Annotated in this window: 23 protein-coding genes; 18 read left to right on the top strand and 5 right to left on the bottom strand. The window is 60.1% G+C overall.

Features of this window, described 5'->3' with window-relative positions:
• Positions 1–5: 5 nt before the first annotated feature.
• The 7 genes from CAER_RS30310 (at position 6) to CAER_RS0104600 (ending at position 5816) form a co-directional block, all read left to right on the top strand.
• A complete protein-coding gene (locus tag CAER_RS30310) occupies positions 6–1295 on the top strand; it encodes a hypothetical protein (RefSeq protein WP_209320188.1) in 1290 nt (429 codons plus the stop codon).
• Entirely contained in the window at positions 1292–1555 is a 264-nt protein-coding gene (locus CAER_RS0104625; RefSeq protein ID WP_027234296.1) for a hypothetical protein, read from the top strand. The genes CAER_RS30310 and CAER_RS0104625 overlap by 4 nt, the downstream gene beginning before the upstream one ends.
• Positions 1552–2853 (top strand): hypothetical protein, encoded by a 1302-nt coding sequence (locus CAER_RS0104620; RefSeq protein ID WP_027234295.1) that lies wholly within the window; start codon positions 1552–1554, stop codon positions 2851–2853. Before CAER_RS0104625 ends, CAER_RS0104620 begins: the two co-directional genes overlap by 4 nt.
• On the top strand, positions 2846–3697 hold the full coding sequence (locus tag CAER_RS0104615; protein WP_154667668.1) for an AAA family ATPase: 852 nt from the start codon (positions 2846–2848) through the stop codon (positions 3695–3697). The genes CAER_RS0104620 and CAER_RS0104615 overlap by 8 nt, the downstream gene beginning before the upstream one ends.
• Before the next feature lie 82 nt (positions 3698–3779).
• The gene (locus CAER_RS30005) at positions 3780–4247 is read left to right on the top strand and encodes a hypothetical protein (protein WP_027234293.1); all 468 of its coding nucleotides are present in this window, start codon (positions 3780–3782) and stop codon (positions 4245–4247) included.
• Between the two features lie 10 nt (positions 4248–4257).
• Positions 4258–4899 carry a 3'-5' exoribonuclease domain-containing protein gene (locus CAER_RS0104605; protein WP_027234292.1) on the top strand — a complete coding sequence of 214 codons (642 nt, stop codon included), beginning with the start codon at positions 4258–4260 and terminating at the stop codon, positions 4897–4899.
• A gap of 119 nt (positions 4900–5018) precedes the next feature.
• A complete protein-coding gene (locus tag CAER_RS0104600) occupies positions 5019–5816 on the top strand; it encodes a hypothetical protein (protein WP_027234291.1) in 798 nt (265 codons plus the stop codon).
• Here the strand turns inward: CAER_RS0104600 and CAER_RS29170 are convergent.
• The 3 genes from CAER_RS29170 to CAER_RS0104590 all read right to left on the bottom strand — a co-directional run bounded on the left by CAER_RS29170 (position 5765) and on the right by CAER_RS0104590 (position 8258).
• Positions 5765–6187, bottom strand: a complete 423-nt coding sequence (locus CAER_RS29170) for a GNAT family N-acetyltransferase (protein ID WP_084299425.1) — start codon at positions 6185–6187, stop codon at positions 5765–5767. The genes CAER_RS0104600 and CAER_RS29170 overlap by 52 nt on opposite strands.
• On the bottom strand, positions 6184–7086 hold the full coding sequence (locus CAER_RS27495; RefSeq protein WP_051357694.1) for a radical SAM protein: 903 nt from the start codon (positions 7084–7086) through the stop codon (positions 6184–6186). The genes CAER_RS29170 and CAER_RS27495 overlap by 4 nt, the downstream gene beginning before the upstream one ends.
• A gap of 80 nt (positions 7087–7166) precedes the next feature.
• Positions 7167–8258, bottom strand: a complete 1092-nt coding sequence (locus CAER_RS0104590; RefSeq protein ID WP_027234290.1) for a hypothetical protein — start codon at positions 8256–8258, stop codon at positions 7167–7169.
• Between the two features lie 15 nt (positions 8259–8273).
• Between CAER_RS0104590 and CAER_RS0104585 the strand changes: the two genes are divergently transcribed.
• From CAER_RS0104585 to CAER_RS0104565, 5 genes are all read left to right on the top strand, one after another.
• Positions 8274–8774, top strand: coding sequence for an H-NS histone family protein (locus CAER_RS0104585; RefSeq protein ID WP_322786331.1), 501 nt, complete (start codon positions 8274–8276; stop codon positions 8772–8774).
• Positions 8775–8968: 194 nt separating this feature from the next.
• Complete coding sequence (locus tag CAER_RS30760) at positions 8969–9286, top strand: hypothetical protein (RefSeq protein WP_027234288.1); 318 nt, start codon at positions 8969–8971, stop codon at positions 9284–9286.
• A 33-nt stretch (positions 9287–9319) separates the two neighbouring features.
• Entirely contained in the window at positions 9320–9436 is a 117-nt protein-coding gene (locus CAER_RS30755) for a hypothetical protein (RefSeq protein ID WP_154667747.1), read from the top strand.
• A gap of 296 nt (positions 9437–9732) precedes the next feature.
• Positions 9733–10581, top strand: a complete 849-nt coding sequence (locus tag CAER_RS27490; RefSeq protein ID WP_209320187.1) for a matrixin family metalloprotease — start codon at positions 9733–9735, stop codon at positions 10579–10581.
• Positions 10571–12100: a hypothetical protein gene (locus CAER_RS0104565; protein WP_027234286.1), complete on the top strand. Its 1530-nt coding sequence runs from the start codon at positions 10571–10573 to the stop codon at positions 12098–12100. Before CAER_RS27490 ends, CAER_RS0104565 begins: the two co-directional genes overlap by 11 nt.
• A gap of 134 nt (positions 12101–12234) precedes the next feature.
• Here the strand turns inward: CAER_RS0104565 and CAER_RS0104560 are convergent, their stop codons facing one another.
• Complete coding sequence (locus CAER_RS0104560) at positions 12235–13206, bottom strand: hypothetical protein (RefSeq protein ID WP_154667667.1); 972 nt, start codon at positions 13204–13206, stop codon at positions 12235–12237.
• Between the two features lie 39 nt (positions 13207–13245).
• Here CAER_RS0104560 and CAER_RS0104555 point away from each other — a divergent pair, with 39 nt between their 5' ends.
• The 6 genes from CAER_RS0104555 to CAER_RS27485 all read left to right on the top strand — a co-directional run bounded on the left by CAER_RS0104555 (position 13246) and on the right by CAER_RS27485 (position 18930).
• Positions 13246–14022 (top strand): hypothetical protein, encoded by a 777-nt coding sequence (locus CAER_RS0104555; protein WP_027234284.1) that lies wholly within the window; start codon positions 13246–13248, stop codon positions 14020–14022.
• 25 nt (positions 14023–14047) lie between these two features.
• Positions 14048–14494, top strand: coding sequence for a hypothetical protein (locus CAER_RS0104550; protein ID WP_027234283.1), 447 nt, complete (start codon positions 14048–14050; stop codon positions 14492–14494).
• Between the two features lie 115 nt (positions 14495–14609).
• Complete coding sequence (locus CAER_RS0104545) at positions 14610–15290, top strand: hypothetical protein (protein ID WP_027234282.1); 681 nt, start codon at positions 14610–14612, stop codon at positions 15288–15290.
• Positions 15291–15303: 13 nt separating this feature from the next.
• A complete protein-coding gene (locus CAER_RS0104540; RefSeq protein ID WP_322786330.1) occupies positions 15304–17808 on the top strand; it encodes a cation:proton antiporter in 2505 nt (834 codons plus the stop codon).
• A 68-nt stretch (positions 17809–17876) separates the two neighbouring features.
• A complete protein-coding gene (locus tag CAER_RS0104535; RefSeq protein WP_154667666.1) occupies positions 17877–18404 on the top strand; it encodes a hypothetical protein in 528 nt (175 codons plus the stop codon).
• Positions 18405–18669: 265 nt separating this feature from the next.
• Complete coding sequence (locus tag CAER_RS27485; RefSeq protein ID WP_051357693.1) at positions 18670–18930, top strand: MucR family transcriptional regulator; 261 nt, start codon at positions 18670–18672, stop codon at positions 18928–18930.
• A 14-nt stretch (positions 18931–18944) separates the two neighbouring features.
• On the opposite strand, the gene CAER_RS0104525 is transcribed toward CAER_RS27485, so the two are convergent.
• Positions 18945–19553, bottom strand: a complete 609-nt coding sequence (locus tag CAER_RS0104525; RefSeq protein WP_027234279.1) for a 3'-5' exonuclease — start codon at positions 19551–19553, stop codon at positions 18945–18947.
• Position 19554: the final 1 nt, after the last annotated feature.

The following is a 19554-nucleotide window of genomic DNA, read 5'->3' as shown; positions in this document are numbered from 1 at the left end:
CAAAGATGGATCTGTACCAAAGCCTCGGGTTTCGCCCGTTCGGAGACCCGCAGCGCCGCCTCATGCTGGTGCTGCGCACCCATGACCTGTCCGGAACCGATTACGATCCGCTTTTCTCTGTTTCGGCAGAGGATGCGCGCGGCATCGTGGCAGGGTGTGATGCGATCCGCTTCATTTTTGGCGACCCTGAGCCGCTTGCGGCGGGTAATCAGGCGGAGCCGATTGAACTGGCAGCGCACCATGACGGCCGTGATGAAAAATGCCCTTGGGTCCTGGTTGCGGCCAATCAGGGCGGCAGGGAGATCGCACGGATGAGCGGCCGGTCCTTGGCACTGCTTCAGGAAGCCGGGGCCTTGAGCGAGGATCTTGTGTCGGAGCCTGCGAAATTCTTTATCGCCTGCGACCGGGCGGTGGAGGTCTTGTGCGAGGATGAAGCGCATCCCAATCGCAGGCCCCTGGATGGCAGCGCCGCAAGTGACATCAAGGCGGCAATCGAGGTGCTTCGCAAGAGCAATGAGGGTCTTATGAAGGGCCCCTACCACCTTGAAGACGCTGCGGGAGAGCGGATCCATTGCGGCATTCCTGGTCATGACGCGCGCAATTGGCCATGTACGGACTACACCGGCCAGTGCCGCAGCTGCGGCCATGCGTTCTTGGGGCCGAAGCGGGCACCCGCGTGCAAGCCCTGCTATGACCTGATGGAGCGGCAGGCGGCCGAAAGCCCCATGCCGAAAGTCAATGGGGAGCTGACCGGGCAGCCCGGTCTTGCGGCCGCGGCTGCGGACTTTCAGCATCGGGTGCAGCCTTGGCTGCTGGAGTGTTTTGGCGAGCAGATCAGCAAGGACCGCCAGGAGCGCAATCACCGCTTCCTGGAAGAGGCGCTTGAGCTCGTTCAGGCCAATGGCTGCACGCGGTCCGAGGCCATGCAGCTGGTTGACTACGTCTTTGACCGGCCGGTTGGCGAGCTGCATCAGGAAGCCGGGGGTGTCATGGTCACGCTGGCAGCGCTCTGCTTGGCGGCTGATCTGGACATGCATGCCGAAGCGGAACGGGAGCTTGCCAGGGTCTGGACCAAGGTGGACAAGATCCGGGCAAAACAAGCGGCAAAGCCGAAGTTTACCGGGGCGCCAGCCCAGCCGGGCCGGTTGGAGCAGCTTTGTGTCAGCCCGGGCGATCTGCGGAGGATGATCGAAGGCGATCCTGAATGCGCCGATGGGGTGATCGCCGGAGCGCCGGGAAATCAGCCTGGCCAGACATCCGGCGCCCCTTCAGCTGAGGGTGAAAACGGCAAATGAAGACAGTCAAAGGTGTGTTCGGGGGGCGGCAGGGTGAAGGCGGCAGGAGCAACACGCTCGCATTGTTCGCAATTGCCATGTGTCTTGCGATTTCGGCTGAAGCCGTAGCGGTTCTGGCGGTCCTTGGGCCGCGGGCAAGTGCTGGCACTTCAGTTGAGTGTTGCGAAAAAATGAGCGGGTCGCTGTATGGCGGCCCAATGGAAAGTGATCGCGCCGGGGTGGATCTGGTCGGCTTGTTTCGCGCGGAGACAATCGAATGAAACAGAAGCAGAAGTTCTTTGTGACCAACGACCGTATTGCAGAAGATGGCGGCGCACCCATCCCGCTGGGTGGGGCGGCTTCTGGCAATATTGCTGAAGCGATCCGCGAGCTGCACGCCCGAAATATGCGGGAAGGCACGGATATCTATTGGCTTGTGGATGCCGCGGGTGAAGGGATCCGGATTGCATTTCCTGCAACTGGCAAGCGCAATTGGGAAGACACCTCCTATTTCGGCAATTGCCAGGAATGCGGGCATGCCTTTGCCGGCCCGAAACGGGCGCGATTGTGCGCGATGTGCGGAAAGAATGCACCGCGCAGAGCGCAAGGGGAAATGGGCGTCTTGCAAAGGCTGCTGCAGGAAACGGATGAGCTGAGCCTTGAAGCTGCCGCAGAGATCAGCCGTCTGCGCGCGGAACTGGAACACGCCCGGTCCTGCGCGCGCAAAACCGCCAGTGTCACTTGGCAGAACATCTACAGCGCTCCGGAATTCACGGAAAGCGGTGCGGAGTCTCGTAATCATCTGATCATTGCCACCCACTATCAGGATCCGGCGCGGAAGATGGTGGCGCTCGGGCATTTCAAGGATTGTGAGTTCGTTCTGGAGAACGGCGAGACCCTGGACTACGAATGGACGCCCGAACTCTGGAGCGAGGCGCCAGAGGGGGCAACCCTGGAACCTGATCTCCGGTCTCCCACGCGCGACGAGGCTGCAGGCTGCCCGCCGGGCAAGGCTGGTCCCCGGCGGTATCTGATCACATATGCCGATGATGCCGTGGCGCCGGAGCATTTTGATGATGAAGCCGCGGCGCGCGCCCGCTTTGGATCGCTCAGCCAGACTTTCAATGTGCGTTTCTTTGCCGAGGAAATGCAACGCCCGGCCGAGGCCGGCAGCCGTCGCGGGATTTACATGGCTTCGAAAGCGGTGGCGCACGGGCCGCGCTGGCAGAAACTGCGGGAAAGCCTGCCGGTGATTTCGACCTGGATCGATGAGAGCGCCCCGGATGCAAAACTGGACTGGCCTGACCTTTGGGCGCGCTGCCTTGCGGAGGCGACATCCGCAGAAGTGCTGATCGTCTACATGGAGCCGGGCGAGACGCTGAAGGGCGCTTGGGTGGAAGTCGGGGCGGCGCTGGCGGCCGGTGTTCCGGTGATCGGGGTTGGGATCGAGGATTTCTCGATCGCCAAGAGCGGGAAAATCCTGACCTGCGCCTCGCTTGAAGAGGCGATTGAGACCGCGCGCGGGATCATGGATGGGAATGCGATCGCGGCTGATCTGGCGGGAGCGGATCATGTCTGAGGATGCTGAAGTGCGCCGGATTCACGAGCGTCTGGCCTGGGCGCTAGCCAAGGTCGATGGCGAAGAGGATCTCGCCGAGTTCCTGCGGGACCGGGACAACCCGCCGCCTTCGCAGGAAAATGCCTTCGAGGACTACGTCGGCATTATCCGCGACATGATCGAGGTTTCCGGCTTGAACAGTATCATCACCGTGGCCGCGGCCGTGGCCCTGCCCGGATGCAAGCCGGGTGAAGAGGTGCAGCCCGACATCTGCCTGCTTGAGGAGTTCATTGCCGAGCGCGAGGTCGAGGTCGCGGATGTTGACGGACAGATCGAGCGGTCTGAGCTTACGTACAGCCCGGATCGCGGCAAGCGCTGGCGGCAGGCGGCCGCATATGCGCGGCGCTTCAAGGCAGATGAAATCATCGCAGCCAAGAAGCTGCGGCTGAAGCTGTTGCGGAATGCGGATGCGAAGGCCTCTTTGGAAGCCGGACCCAAACCGAGCGCCAGGGCGTACAAGTCGGTGGAGAAGCGGCTCTCAAGCACCCCGGAAGCGGTTCAGAAGCTCGAAAAGCAAGTGAAAGCCTTGTCGCAGGACCTGGAAGACGCCCGCAAGGAGCGATCGGAAGAGAAGCGAAAGCGGGTTCATCAGGTCGACAGGGTGTCTCTCGCGAGAACGCATCTTCTCACCTATCTCAGGGAATATGCCCCGGATCAGGTGGAGCGCGCCCTGCAGGGCTGTTCCGCCCTGCAGGAGGCGCTGGATAGCGGGGCCGCATCTGTTCGGGATCTCACCAGGCAGGCCCGGGAAATTACTCCGGCGCCCGAGGCGGATCTGCCTTTGACCCCGGACGGCCAGCTGTGAATTGCGGCCTGGAAAAGCTTCGGCGCTAAGGATTTTCACGCCTCCAAACTAAGATGTCCTGAGCAAGAAATGGAGAGTTGCCATGCAAGTGAAGCTGTACTTCAAAGATATCGATGGCGATGCGGTGCCTTACCTGTGGAACGAAGAGATGGGCGTCAATCACCAGGAAGACGGCAGTCAGCGCATTGCCTCACGGGATGACATGGAAATTGCCAGGATGAACTGCAGCAGCCGATCCCGCTCGATCACAATTATCGAGGGGCGGCAGGCCGCACAGGCCATCGCTCTGATGGCTCAGAGCGAAGGCGGGCGGTCGATCATGACCCATATCGGTCATGATGCCTGGGCTGTCGGCACGCTGCACAATGATGGCAGCTATGATGATGGTATCCCGCAGATCACTGATGTCCGGACGCATGGGCTGCAGGTTTCCATTGATGCGGACGAGGATCTTCTCATGTCCTGCGACATTACCGTGCTGGTGGCGTTCCACGACCCCGATGTGGAAGAGATCGCGCCGCAGGCTGCGGCAGAACCTGCGTTCGGTTGAGGAGGGGACTATGGATCGTGTCATCAACGGCCGTATGATCGATACGGAAACTCTCTCCCTGTCGGATAATGCGCAGATCTGGGAGGTCGCTTGCGTCGATTTCCAGATCCATATCAATGAGGATGGCGCGGTCGCGGAAGTGGGTGAGGCGCTCCATGCGCTGGTCGACTACCGCGGGTTTGACGCCAGGAACTTGCACCAAAGCGAGGCGACGCTTTCCTGGACCAACCGCACCCGGGCCGAGGATCCGCTGTGGGATTACTGGCGCCAGACACAGATCGAAGGCCGCCAGCTGCCACCGCCTGCCGGCGTCTCGGTCATGACCCCAGACCAGCTTTACGATGAGCTTGGGGGAAGGGCTGCGGAATGGGTCCCGGTGTGGTTCCGGAACTCTTCGTTTGACGTGCGGCGGCTGGATCATCTTTTCTGCGAAGCTGGTTACAGATGTGTGCCGTGGCATCGCCGCCAGCAGTCTGACCTCTACACGGTCATCAACCTGGCCAAGCAATTGCACGGCTATGAGGACAATCGCCCGGCTGTGGCGGAGCATTGTGCCCGGCTGGATGCGGTCGCGCAGATCGAACAGCTGGCCGATGTCATGACGGCCCTCCGGCTGGGGGTGTCTGAGCCGGCCCCGGACTATGCGATGTAATCTGCGGGCTCCCGCACTCTCAGGCCGGCTCTCGGGCCGGCCCGTCTTTCCAGTCCGGTTTCAGCTGTTATGATGAGGCGGCAATTGATCTGCCCGGATTGAAACGGACGAATTTTTTTATGAAGATCGATGATAGTTTAGCCAGGGGCTATGCGCGCCAGATCTGGGATCAGGTCCTGGCTGCAAGTGAGCAAGTCTGCGCCACGCACTCTCCCATTCGAACTTTGCGGCAGCGCAAAAGGCACTGCGCGGAAGCACTCAAGCCTTACGAGCCCATATTGCTTGATAAGGTCGCGGGCAAAGACTTCATGAACCTGACCATCCTTTGCCTGCGCACGGCGCAGCGCACCGATTGCAATCAGCGTGCGATCGGCATCTGCACCGATTATATCGATTTCAACACCGGAACGAACAAGATGTTTCCCGACCGTCCGGAGGGCGTGTGCAGGGAGGTGTTCTCTATTGCATTGATCAGCATGCATGCGGTCCAGCGCATCGTTCAAAGGGTTGGGGTTCGGACACTGGATGACTTTCGGGGTGTGCTCGGGGGATTGCCGGGATGGGTGTCATTGGCCAACCTCCTCCATCATCAGGGGCCATATATGGTGGCTGTGGAAAATGGCGTCTTCTGCTGCGACACGGTGATCCCGGCTAAGGGGCGGGAGGCGCCTGGCACACTGGTCAAAACATTCATCGGCATCGACCAGATGAAGCCGATGGTCTTCAAGCAATGGCAGGCATTGCGGCGGATCTGTGATCTAACCGGTCCGCCGCGCGTTGTCCGCCGGTCGATTGACCTGGAGCCCTACAAGTTGCCGTTCCTGATGATGGCCGACGAGGGGCGGCGTTATGAGGCCTGGAAGGCTCAGAGGCGCGGCGATGATGTGTCGGGTGTATTGGAGTGGGATGGCGCCTGAGGCGCCCGCGTCATCTCCTGATATCCATCCTCGGACAGGCCGCCGTCGGGTTTGAAGCCGAGCCTTTCATAAAAGGCAATGAGCCATCCGCATCTGGCCGACCCGGGGCGCCAGAAAGCTTCGAGTGCGACCTGGCAGCCATGCTGATCGGCCAGCGCCAGAATCTGGCGCAGAATCCGGGTGCCATGACCCTGGCGCTGCTGAGGGGCATCGACGCTGATCCTGTCGAGCCACAGCTGGTTCCCTCCGCATGGCGCCACGGCAATGCGGCAGATGCCGCCGTCAGAGGCCGGAATGCAAATCTCGCCATAGGGATCTGGATCCCCGTGGCGCTTTTGCAGCTCTGCCATGAACCCTTCGGCCGGTGTCATGCGCTGCCGCCCAGGAACATGCCGCAGCTGGCTTTCACGTCATAGCCCACGCGCGACACGACCTTGCTGCCGGCAACAGCCATACGGCCGCCGATCCGCTTGAGGGCGGCCGAATAGCGCTCTTCACCAGCTTCCGCGCCGGTGCGCGGGGAATAGGGGTTGTAGCGCACCAGGTTCAATTTGGCATCGAGCCCGGAAACTGACACGAAGTCTGAAATCTGCTCGAAGGTTTCATCCTGATCGTTTTCGCCCTCGATGAGCGCCCAATGCAGGACCACCCGTCCGCCGGCGCGCTTCTGCCAATCGAGCAGCCGCTCCAGCGCCGCCTGCGGATCCATGGCGCGCGGAAGCCATCGCCGCCGGAAGGCGGGATCAAGAGAGTAGAGGGACCAGTACAGGACAACAGGAGCGTCGCCAAAGGCTGCGGCAAGATCGGCATCGTGCGCATCGGTGGGCATGATTGTTGAGATATTGATCTTCAATTCCAGGTCTCGGGCGCCTGCTGCATTTTTCGCATATCCTGAGAAGTCGGCAAAGCGGCTCATGAGGCCAAAGTTCGACAAGGGCTCGCCACGCGCCATGAAATTCACGTTGATCCGCCCCGCGGCTTCCCCATGCGCATCATAATGGGCGAGCACCTGGTCAAGCTGCTCCTGAAGCTCCTCGATGCGCGCCGGCGTGAACATTGTCTGCCCTGTCTGGGTCAGGTGGCAGAACCGGCAGGCGTGGCGGCACCCGCTATGGGAGGAGAGGTAGGCAATGAAATACTCCGGGCTGCGGCGCACGTAGCGGCACTCGTGAAGGCCGCCGTCCGGCGTCGCCCGGCTCCAGTTGACGGACGCGTCTTGGCAGGAAGCATGCTGCTGCCATGTTGAGGAATTGGGCATCGGAACAATCATCAAGCTTCTGGGGCCGGCTAGTATGGCCCTCTTGAATAGAGAGCGGCTGCCGATCGGCAGCCGCTTTGGATTTGACAGGGTTACAGCGGGAACGTTGAGCGCTTGCCAATTTTGACACCCCTGGCCTCAAGGGCCAGTTCCGATCCGTTTGCCGTTTCTTTGATCAGGCGTACGGTCAAGGTTTCGCTGTCTCCGATAACCTTCAGAAGCGCCTCCAGAGGCACGTCGTAGAAGGTCTCGCCATGCAGGAAGAAAACAAATCCTACTTGATCCTCTTCGGCCATTCTGCGCAGGCGCGTGGCGGTCAGGGAGTAGCGCACGCATTCTCTTTTCGCAAGCTTGGCTTTGCGATGAGGCGCGCGGAAGAGGATGCGGTGCCGCTTATTGCAGAATTCGTCCGCAAATTCCTCAACCATGTCCGGAACGTGCTTGTTCACCCAATTGCGGATTTGGCTGCGAGTTTCCTCTTCGAAGCCGCGGGTTTTCGGGGCTTTGGAGCCGTCGTCCGCTCGCCAAGTAGAGGCGGCCCGGGCTGATCCATTCAGGATTGTGGCCGCGCTGGCAGCCGACTGCACGATGACATTCCTGATCAGGATACGGGTATCCGGATGTTCGCAAGGCTTACTCGCATTCAGCGCCATGATGCGCTCCTGGCGATAACTTGCGTTTTTGATCCTGGTCGCCCCCTCAACGGCTGTGCTGATGGCGCTCCCGGCCAGAATTGTCATGCGGCCATCCGAATGCAGGATTGCGTTCGCGGTCAGGCCGTCACCAAATTTCTGGCTGTACCGGGTGCCCTGCGCGATGTCCGACGCTTTGACGGTGTCACAAAACAGGGAAGTCTGCGCCGTGCCTTCGGGTGCGAGAGCTGCCGGAGCTGCCGCCGGCGTCGGAGCGGGTGCGATTTTCGCATTCACCGCGGCAATCATCGTCTCATAGGCGCCAGCGGCCGTCATCAGGCTATCGCACGCCTGCTGCATGCTGCTTTCAATTTCACGGCGGTTCGCCAGGATGGGCTGCATTTCGTCAGCAAAAGCCAAGGGGTCATCTGCTGAAGCTTCAGCATAGAGCGTCGAGAGCCGCGTTTTCATACCGGAAATCATGGCTCCGATTTCTTGGGACACGGCCTCCGGGGACGGGGTCGCCGTCTTGGTGATGGGTTTCGAATACAATCTGTTTCTCCTGCAATGGATGGGGGGATCATATTTCTGGCCGGGTATTGCTGCAACAACATTTTTCGCAAATATTGGGCGCGCGAGCCTTCCGCATTGAAGCCGGCTCTCATTCTTTCCGTTATCGGGTTGTATTTTGTTTTGGATAATGATTATCAGGGCCCAATTGACTACTTTGCGAGAAATAGGATGAGCAAAAACATCGATCTTACGCCTTTCAGCCGCTCCGAACTTGAGCAGCTTCAAAAGCATGTCGACAAGGCCATCAAGAGCTATGATGACCGGATGCGGACAGCCGCGCTGAAGGCAGCCCAAGAGGCCGCCGGGGAATATGGCTTTTCATTGGAAACTCTGTTTGAGCTGAAGCCGGGCCAGAAGAAAAGGCCTAAAGCCGCTCCGAAATACATTAATCCCGAGAATGCAGCCGAGACATGGACAGGCCGCGGCCGGCGGCCGCAATGGTTCCTGGACGCTTTGAAAGCTGGAAAAACGCCTGATCAGCTCGTTCTCAGCTGAACGCTGGTTCTCCATGCCGGGATCTTTCGCACCGCAGTGGCCGAGGTCGATACGCAGCAGGACGCTGAGCGGCCATCGGTCCAGCGCCGCGCTGAATTGCCCGCCGCAACAGGGGCAATCTGCCCAAGGACCTGCCGTGAATCGCGAAGGTGATTGAGCCTGACAGCCTGGACTGCCCATGCGGGTGAGGTGAAATGCAGCGGATCGGTGTGGATCGCCCCGAGCGGCTGGATATTGTCCCGGCACAGCTCCGCTTCATCCACTGCCCGGCAGTGCATGGTTACATCCACGAGAGAGGTCCTGTCCGGCTTAAGTATGTCTGCCGCGCCTGCGCCGAAGGCGTCACCCAGGCACCAGCCGCCGCACACCTGATCGGGGCGGTCTACGGCATCGGGGTAAGATCCGCAGACTGGGGCCCGGCCAGCGGCTGTCGGCCCGGCAGGCCCGCACCGCGGCTGTCGCCATTAAATGAAATCGGGCGCTATTCGTCAGCCATGATGAAGGCGGCCTAGCCTAGGCCCGCCGCGCTCTCTGCCACGGCGAAGATCAATGGCATCGAGCCCTTCGCCTGCCTCCAGGCCGCCCTCGAAGCCTTCGCTGCAAGTCTCCCTGACAGCAGGCTCGACAAACTCCTCCCGAGGAACTTCCAGCCGTCAAATTGAAAGCACAGTGCTTTCCGAAACGGGTTGCCGCATATGCAGCGGGTCATAGGAAAAACGCCATAAGCGGTCGCTCGAGTGGCGGGCTCATGGCGAAGGTTTTAACATCCAGCGTGACCCGGCATTCAATCTATGATAGAATAGGCTAACTATGCCGCCTAATTTTTAATCAGGGACCGGATCGCCCGACGACAGGAAAGAACTCTTCGCCTCAGTAAGCAGTCAACCTCAAGGAGTTGAAGTCCGGGACATGCAGAAGGTGGACGCATTCTTTAGAATTGGGAGAGGGAGTCTCAGAAATGGCAAAAAAGACGGGCAAGCCCAAAAAGTCGTTGGGCCAATTCGATCTTGCAACCGATAAAGTCGCGAAAGACCGGCTTGAGGGCCTTACCCATATATACCACGGTGGTGCCCGCTGCGAGACCGAGACGCGAGGATATCCGAACCCCAAAAACCGCTCACCGTTGGAGCTGGTAGTTGACGCTTCGAACGGGTTCATCCCCTTGTGGGACGCCAAGGTAACCCTCAATTGGCGTTTCCAAGAACAGTCTTTGTTGGCATTTCAAGACCCCGATGCAGTCAAGTCCTACGTACGCGACCTGCTAGGTGAGGCGCTTCTCGCCTGGGGTGACGCGGTTCCGGTGCGCTTCTCTGAAACCAGCGACCCGTGGGATTTCGAGATAGTCGTCTCGGCCCAAGACAGCTGCAACGCTTTTGGCTGTACACTAGCGCGGGCGTTTTTCCCCGATGCCGGCCAGCACGAGTTGGTCATGTTCCCGCGAATGTTCCAGCAGGACCGAGCTGAACAGATCGAGACCATGGCGCACGAACTCGGGCACGTGTTCGGTCTAAGACATTTCTTTGCTGACGTCAGAGAAGTCGAATTCCCCAGCGAGGTGTTTGGGACCCACGAGCGCTTCACCATCATGAATTACGGTGCGGATAGCACCCTGACCGAAACCGACCGGCAAGACCTAGTAAGTCTTTACCAAGCGGTTTGGGCGGGGCTTCTGACAGACGTCAATGGCACCCCGATCCGGCTGTTCCGGCCCTACAGCTCGTTCCGTCAGTCGCCCGCCCCACAAACTTCCTTCCCGCTGGCCGCTGCGCGCAACGGTCTGCGCAAGGGAGGCGGTTATGGCTTTTGAACACCTCACCGGCACGTACACCTACCGCAGCTTCCTGGACCGGCCGACAGGTAGCCCTGACGAGATTCTTTGGGCCGAGGGCGAGCTGTTCCTGCGTGTCGAACCCGATAGATCCATTACTGGGCAACTGCGCTTTCCGGCCGATCCGGCAGCTCCGGCGAAGGCAATTCTCGACATCACCGGTCAAGCCGATCCAGGGGGAGAGTTGTCGTTTTCAGGAGCTGGTCGGGCTGACACAAGCGTCGCCGGCTTCCGCTACTCATACCATTGCCGGACTGGCCACGAGTGGGATAACGCCAATCCCGCACAACGCCCTGCGCTGATCGGCACAGTAGTGCGGGATGCTGACCACGGAACGGCAACCGCCGGCGCAACGGCAAGCTTCATCGCTGTTAAGCGCGATTTTGTGGAGCCTCGTGAGATCGAGGGAGTAGCTCTAATCCCAGAGGCAGTTGCAATGCTGGCGGATGAAACCCATCGTCTGCGGCACACCGTCTGGCACATGCTGCGAGAGGTATGGTGGAATCCGGGGGTCACCCCAGAAGTGCGCGCGCGGCTCGCCGCCAAGGGCTGGGAGATCAAGGATCCACCGTTCCGTCGTGCCGGCGGCTTAGACCTGTCCAACGGTGCCGGTGAGGATTTCCTGTATATGCACCGTCGCATGGTGGGGATGTTGAAAGAAGTCTACGAAGACGCAGGCATGACGGCACCATCTCCTTGGGTTGATATACCGCCGGGGCTGGGTCCGCAGATTTCTTACAAACCCGAGCCAAATCAACAGACCGGCAGCATTGACTTTGTGGTTGACCTTGAAAATTCAGGAATAATGGTGCCACCGGCCACCGAAGAGTTCATGCAGCAGACTGGGGGTTCCGAATTCCTTCTGTTCAACAAGACGCGGACTGGTTTCCAGTTAAACCTCGGTATGCTGGCAACACGGCTTCGTAGCTCGGCCTTCGCCGCCTCCCAGACACTCGGCGCCTATGGCAATCTGATCGAATTCACCGTCCACAACTGGATGCACATGCGTTGGGCCAGCATCTCGCGCGATCCTGAGACGGGCGAGCCGGCTGTGCGACCGGCGTTTGACATATCAGCGAAGTGGAATCGTCCCGAGTACGACTACCTCGGCGACTTTCATAGCAGCCACGTGAATCCGATCTTCTGGAAGCTCCACGGATGGGTGGACGGCTGCATCGACATCTGGTTCGCAGCTCATGAAACAATTCATCCAGGAGAGGTGCAGGCTCAGAAGGTGCGGGGTCTCGACTGGTTTGCACCCGGGCCGTGGGTGCGTAAGGCGGACCCATTTGATTGGCCTGGAGCGGGAGGAAGTGGCGGTGGCCATGAAGGTCACGGCGCGCACGGTAGCGGTGAAGACGAACTAACGACGCTGCGCGAGGTATTGGGTATCCTGCAGGAGGCAATGGCGCCGCCAAGCGCTTTGGCAGCTACCGACGGACCTGAGGCCTCAAGCTTTGCTGCGGCGATCCTCGAACTCCAGCGCAACGGTATTTGAGTGCCAGGAAGAGCCAACCCGAAGTTGCCCCAAAATACTTCAAACATGAAAATGCAGCCGAGGCATTGAGCGGACGCGTCCGCAATGGTTCCTGGGCGCTCTGAAAGCTGGAAAGACGCCTGATCAGCTCGTTCTCAACTGAACGCTGGTTCTCGATGCTGGGGTGAGGCCGACATTCCCCACTCCGGCAGGGCTTCCCGGGCAAACTTCATGAAGTCCGCAGTCTCAGGACTTTGGAAAGCTGAAGCGCCGGGGTGATCATGCCTTGTTGCCGGGATCGCCATCCAGGACAGTTTCTCGATCCCTGCCGGCAGAATGCCGATTGCCGTGTGTCCAACGTTGCCGTGGAATTTGGATTGAAGCATGTCCTGCATTCGGAATGCCTCATAACCCTTACGCGCAAAACGTTCGAAGTCGGCCACACGATTATGCGGCGCGTAACTGAATGCCCCTTCCGACCAATCCGGTGTTTCCACCTGGAGGTCTTCCGCGAGGGCAATGATCAATAGCCCGGGCATTTTCCAATCCGCCGGCATAATTTCCGGACCATTGCTGCCATAGGTTTCCGAGACCTCGTAGATCCCGCATTCATTGGAAGTGTACCCCAGTGCAATGAGGTGATCTTCGTAGTCGCCCTCAGTGGGCCAGCCGGGCAGAATGCGCCAGGAATGCGCACGCTGGCCGTCCCATGTCACATCCATGTCTTCCAGTTTCGCGCCTGACCGTTCAAGGGCCCATTTCATGGCATGGCTGACGCCGCGGATGGGACGCAGATGATCATCCCGTTCATAGGCGCGCGGGGCGGAGATCCACGCGGTCACGCCGGATGCGGGGATGTAGGATTGGGCAACGGACGGGGTCTCTGCCATCCAGAACACATTGTCGTAGTCTCCACCCTGGAGTGGGCCTTCGATCGCCTCACATGTGCCATGGAAGAGGATTCCGCGCTGGCGAATGTCATCGAATGTGCTGCATTCAGCCAATGCGGCCATCACCGCATCAGGATTGCGCCCCTGAGGAATGTCCATGTCGTTCAGCTCCTGTCTGCCTTGGGGAAAGCTACGGCGCGTCGGCGAAAAAATAGATAGAGAAGCTGCTTTCTGCATGGTAAGGATATGCGAAAATATTACCGTAAGGAGTTTTCCATGCCCTATATCACGACCAGGAAAATCCCCATCGTCAGCCATATCGGCCATCTGGCGAGGGGCAGTGATGAGCGGAAGCCATCCGTGGATGGGCCTGGTGTCGCGGTGTCGACATGTCCGGAACTGTGGCGTTCGATCAAAGGCCTGAACGGGCCGGAATACGCTCTGGAATTCGCTCCGGCCGAGTGGATCGATGTCATGAGCTTCAATGGAAGTGATATCGACGAGCTCACGGCCTGGATGCAGATGAAACGGTACATGGAGCCTGCGCAAGTCTGGTCGGTCACTTGGTACGACGAAGACGCCGGGGACTTTTCCGAGTTCAAATCCCTGAACCGGGCTGAAGCGGCAGCGAAGGCGGGCCGGACGCTGGAGCAGGAAATTGCAGCCGCAATGGATGGCGCCGGAGCAACCGACTGTGAAGACAGCTTTGTGCTCACGCGCCGGGCGATGGCGCGGCTCGGCGGCGTCCAGAACTGGCCAGATCCGCTGCAGTGGTTTGATGCGGCGGTTTTGCTGTACGCGAGGGAGGTGGTGCTGCCGAAGAGGCCCTTCGTAATGGGGATCTGGTGGGATCAGCCGCGCAATGCTGAAGCCGGCGTTGCCGACTATGGTGTCCTCTTCCCCGAACGCGCGCATCTCTTTGAGATTGAAGATGAGGAGGGCGAAGTGCGCAGCTTCAGCGAAACCTTCCCGGAATTCGCTCCAGACAAGCATGCGGGCGTCAAGCTGCTGGACAAGTATGCTGCACATTTTCAGGAGAATGTGAAAATCTGAGCGTGGAGCGGATCAGGAGAGCACCATGAGACTTGTAAATGCCTTTGAGGCGATCATGCAGATGGTTGGCGAGGCGCAGATCGAAGATCACTTTGATCTCCGGGCGGTTACGGAGGCCGAGGACTTCTGGGCCAACAACTGGGAAGACCTTGCGGAAAGGTATGATCGTCCTGAATTGAGTGCCAGCCTGCCTTTCGAAGGCGCTTATCCGATGGGTGAGGCGACCAGGCTCCCTGTCGATGAGGGCAATGGCCCCAGCATGGGCCTTGTGCTGCGAAAGGCCTTCGTTGAAGCGCGTGATGCATTCGATGATGAGGTGATCCTGGATCAAGACACCGGGGAAAGCGTGAACCGCATGGAAGCGGTCCGTTTCATGGCATCTTTCTGGGTCGCCCATGGCGAAGAGATCTGCAGTCAGACTGCCTCTTTTGACGTCTCCTCGCTCATGGAAGATGAAGGCATGCAGCTGTAAGCGCGGGCCTCATCGCCCTAAGAAAAATTATTGGAGTTCATACATTCGCCGATAGCGCGATGCGAAAAACAAATCTATGATGCCCTCGTGATTATTTACTGCCGGGGCCGTAGCGATGCTGAACTTCACTGATTGGTTCCTGGTCCTCTTCCAGCCGATGCCGGATGTCACGCTTCAAAAGAAGCTGGTCCAGATCGGGATGCCGGAAGGGTACTGGGCCATTCTGCCTTTGTACCTGTTCCTCCTCTTCGTCACCGGGGCATTCCTCGGTGCGGCGAGCCGCCGGATCATGCGATCCTGGCGGCAAGGAGAAAATACCCAGATTGTCAGCTTTGCTGCGGGCGCCGCGGCGGCGGCGTTTTTCCTGGGCGGTCAAATCCTGGAGACCTTTGCCCTTTTTGCGCCATCGCAGGAGGTGATCAATCTCCGGATGGGGGTTGTGCCCTCGTTTCACGCCGTTCACCGGGCCCTTTTGCCTTTTGACATCGAGGGCATCACGCAGTTTTTCATCGAAGGGAACTTCATGCGAAAACTGAAGCTCGCGTTCTTCTACTGGCAAGAGGACAGCCGGGGACTGTTCATCTATCCGGTCATTGCGCTGGCTTGCGTTCTCCCAGGGGTCAGGCCGATGGCAATCCCGGCTCTGGCGGGCGCTTTTTTCATCGTAACGGTGCTCCCGATCATCATCGGTTCATTTTCGACTTCCCTTCTTTCCGGTCTGGTGATCTTGGCACTTCTGTCCTTCTTTTCGGGGGCATTGATTACCTGGTTGCGGACGCTGACGGGCAAAGGCTGAACTCTTCATGGACATGACAATCCTTATCGGGCTGGTTGCGGGTCTCTTCTTTGCAATTTCGGCCGCTGAACCTCTGGCGGCGCGGCTGCGTCTGCCATTGGCGATTGTGCTGTGCATGATGGGCGCCGGTCTCGGTTTGGGGGCTCTTGCTGTGCAGCAAAGCCCGGCTGCGGCGCTCATGGAGTGGGAGCTCCGGCGGGTGCTGGAGCTGCGCATTCCTTCGAACCTCTTCCTGTCCGTCTTCTTGCCGGTGCTGATTTTCCAGGCGGCGCTCAGCCTTGATATCCGCCGGATGCTTGAGGACAGCCTGCCAATCATGGTGATGGCGATCCTGGCGGTCATCCTGGCCACTCTGACCGTGGGCGTGGCGCTGACGCCTTTCAGCAGTATCGGCATCTATGGCTGCCTGCTGATCGGGGCCATCATCTCGACGACCGACCCTAGCGCGGTGATCGACATTTTCCGCTCGATCTCGGCGCCGCCACGGCTGGTCCGCATCATCCAGGGGGAGTCGCTGCTCAACGATGCGACCGCGATCGCGCTCTTCTCGTTCTTTCTGGCCTTTGTGACCGCGGGCGTTCCCAACCCAGAGCCGCTGGAAGTCGCGGTCCAAGTTCCCTTGATGATGTTCGGCGGCCTTGCTTGCGGCTGGGCGGTGGCGCGTCTTGTCGTGCCGGTAATGGCTTGGATGTCCGGCTGGCCGACCGCCCAGATCAGCATGTCCGTGGCCATCCCGTTCACCGCATTCCTGCTGGCGGAAGCCATTGGATACTCCGGCGTGATAGCGGCATTTGCATCCGGCCTGGTGCTGAACCTGATGGGGCAGCGGCGCATTGCGCCGGCGGTGTGGAGGCAGATCACGGATGCCTGGTCCCTGATGGCTCACTGGGCAGGGGCGCTGATTTTCCTTTTGGCGGCGCTCTTGATCCCCAGGCTGCTGGAGACGGCCGTCTGGACGGACATCTGCCTGATTGGCGCTGCCATGCTGGCGGCGCTTGTCTCCCGTGCGGCCGTATTGTGGGGCGTGCTGCCGGTTCTGACAGCAGCAAAGCTTTCCCCGCCCATCCCCGCGCCGTACCGGGTGACAATTCTTTGGGGCGGGCTGCGCGGAGCGGTGACGCTGGCGCTGGCGCTGGCTGTGACCGAGGCGATTGCGGTCCCGGCGGAGATCAAGCGGATGGCCGGCATCGTGGCCACCGGCTACGTCCTCTCGGTTTTTCTGATCCAGGGGCTGACCCTGCGGCCTTTGATCCGCGGCCTGGGGCTCGACCGGCTTCAACCAATCGATCAAGCCCTCTCGGATCAGGTCATCGCGGTTGCGCTGCAGGATGTCCGCGAGGAGGTGTCCAACGAGGTGCGGGATCGCGGCGTCGATCACGAAATCATCCGCTCCGAGGCCAAGCGGCTTGGGGAGCTGACCCAAGCTGCCGTTGAGCGCGCGGAGGAGGCCAACAAGGTGCTCGACCGCGAACGGATTGCACTCGGGCTGATCGCCCTGGCGGGGCATGAGCGGGATCTTGTCGCTGAAGGCGTCAGAGATGGGCGCATTGGTTCTGAGCTGCAAATGCGGCTCACGCAGGATTGCGCGCGCATCATCGAAATGACGCGTACCGGCGGCCGGCCGGGGTATCGCGCAGCGGCGCGGATTTCGCTGGGGGACGGGCGGCGCCTGCGGCTTGCTGCATTCCTGCACCGGCGGTTGCGGCTCTCCGGCATGCTGGCCGCCATCACCGCGGAGCGCATCGAGGTCCTGATCGCGCAGCGTGTGATCCTGGAGGATCTGCACCGCTTTGTGGACGGGCGCATCCGGCGCATCCATGGAAAGCGGGTCACTGAAATCCTGCATGAGATCCTGTCTCAGAGGCAGGAGAAGGTGAATGCGCTTCTGGAAGGGCTGAGCCTGCAGTATCCGCAATATGCCGAGGACGTCGGCCGCCGGTGGGTCCGGCGGATGGCATTGCGGCTGGAGGAAAAGGAGTATGAAACGCTGCTCGCTGACAGCCTGATTGTTCCGGAGGTCCACAAAACCCTGACGGAGCGGATCGCCCGGGACCGTAAGGCGCTCAGCCGCCGCCCCAGGCTGGACATGGGAATCCAGAAGGGCGCTCTCCTGCGCCGTCTGGAGATCTTCCGGGACATGGACGACGCGGAGATCAAACGCCTTTCACGCGCTCTGCATGTGCGCCACGTCGAGCCGGGGGAGGTTCTGCAAGCCAAGGACGGCGCGCCTGCGAAAGTGTTCCTGATCGGATCCGGGGCGGTGGAGGTGTCCGGCAAGACCGGTGATTACCGCCTTGGGCAGGGGGACCTGTTCGGCCATATCTCCTTGCTCGCCAGGGCGCCGCGGCGGGCGGAAATCCGAGCCCTCACACATGGCACCGTGTTCGAGCTTGAAGAGGTCCGTTTCCAGCGGCTGTTGCAGCGCAATGAGCCGCTCAGGACGAGCGTCCTCGAAAGCGCCGCACGGTTGGGCGTGAATCTGGAAGGGGCTTTTGACGAGGTGTGGAAGTCCGCCTGAGTAGACCTGTGCCTCTCATTCATCCATAACGGATCAGCAAAGCGAAATAACTGGATTCAGGACCTAGAATGACCAGGGTTAGTAAAGGCGAGCAACGCCGAAGAAGCAAAGCAGCCGCGAGGCAGAATAACGAGCCTCACCCTTCCCCTTCAGCAGCTGAAACAAGACCGGAAATCGGTCTTGGGCTTTCGGCAATGCTGAGCAGCTTCAAGTCTGAAACCGCAGAGCTTCGGAAACTGACATCCTCAGCTATTCAGGCGGCAAAGAGGGCCAAAGCACAAAACACTGCAGCGGAACCGCAGAAGCTTTCATTCGATACGTCCTCTCAGAGAGAGATGGCGCTTCGGCTGGGGCGCATTCTGGATTTGGAGATGCTGCGGTACAAGGGAGAGAAACGGACAACGATCCATGTGCGTGCGACCCCCGATTTCCTGGATGAGTTCTTCGATCCGCTATTGGCAGAAATGATCACGTGGCAGAGCGCCTTGTCTGCGGCAGCTTCGACGGAAGTTGAAAGGGTTGTTTTCCAGGAGGCAACCGGGAGGGACTTTTCCTATGGCTGCAGTTTCCACGGCATTGATACCTGGCTGAAGTAGGGCGGGTGTATTTCAGGTGGAAAGTGACGCAACGTCCGAAAGATTTCGCACCCGAGCGCGCCGCAAGGATAGCCGGGCCTCTATTCTTGTGGTGAGCCGATGCTGTTCTTGTCTTCCGCGAGGCTGTTCTTGGTAATTGGGTATATAGCAAGAATAGCCGCCAAAATGCTGAAAAATATGCAGATTTGAGATCGCTTGGCCGCCCGTTGACAGCTATGGGATGTCAAAGTTACCTGCCGGGGAACTGCTTTGAAAGGCTCCCGGAATGACCCAAAAGACCCACAATCTAAGCCCCTGGTTCCCCGCTGTCCCCATTGAGGAAAGCGTCCGTGACAACGTGGTCGTGTGCCTGGAATGCGGCGAAGCAAAGGTTCTGCTCAAGCGCCACCTCAAGATGGAGCATGGCCTTGATGAGGCCGCCTACCGGGCGCGCTGGAGGCTTTCGCCGGATCATCCGCTTGCGGCCCCATCCTATCAACGGAGCAAGGAAGCGCATCTTGCCAAGACGCGGAAAGGGCAGGGCTGAAGGCTCGAGCGTGATCAGGGCCCGCAGATGCCTGGGCCCTCCGCTTCTGCTGCCGGCTGCAGGTGGCATTCAATGACCCCCTGTGCCAGGCGCCTGGCGTCCGCGGCGGCCCGGTGCGGGCCCTTATTGGCTTTGAGCCAATCCTTCATCCGGGCGATGTTTTCCTGCTCTGTCCGGCCGTTGAGCGCTTCCCAGATCGAGATGATCCGGATCTGGCCCGCGGCACCGCACGTGGCCATCAGGCGGTCGAGCCAGGGCTGATCGTTGCGCGGGCTGTCACTGGCCACGACGGTGCCTGGCACGCTGAGGATCTCCAGCATGCTGCGGGCCACCGACTGCGCTGATGGCGCATCTTCAAGGCTCTCCCGTGCAATGCCGTGGACGGCCTGCGCATAGGGGCTCCAGATCGACTGGTCCCAGCTCTTATGCGGCCGGATCAGGCTCCCGTGGGCGAGGGCCTCATAGCCGCCTCCGCCGTCGGGGGAGCGAACGATCGCCGCGCAGCCGATTTCGACCGGCCAAGCCTCCGGCCCGCCATCGGAGGCCTCGATGTCCAGCAGGGCCAGATGAGGAATGAGCTGTTCGAGCTTGTGGCGGCGCCGTTCCTGCTTTGTTGCGCGCATC

It is taken from the genome of Leisingera caerulea DSM 24564 (assembly GCF_000473325.1).
GTDB lineage: Bacteria > Pseudomonadota > Alphaproteobacteria > Rhodobacterales > Rhodobacteraceae > Leisingera > Leisingera caerulea.
The sequence above is the reverse complement of the archived record's forward strand: the minus strand, read 5'-3'. Positions and strand labels throughout refer to the sequence as shown.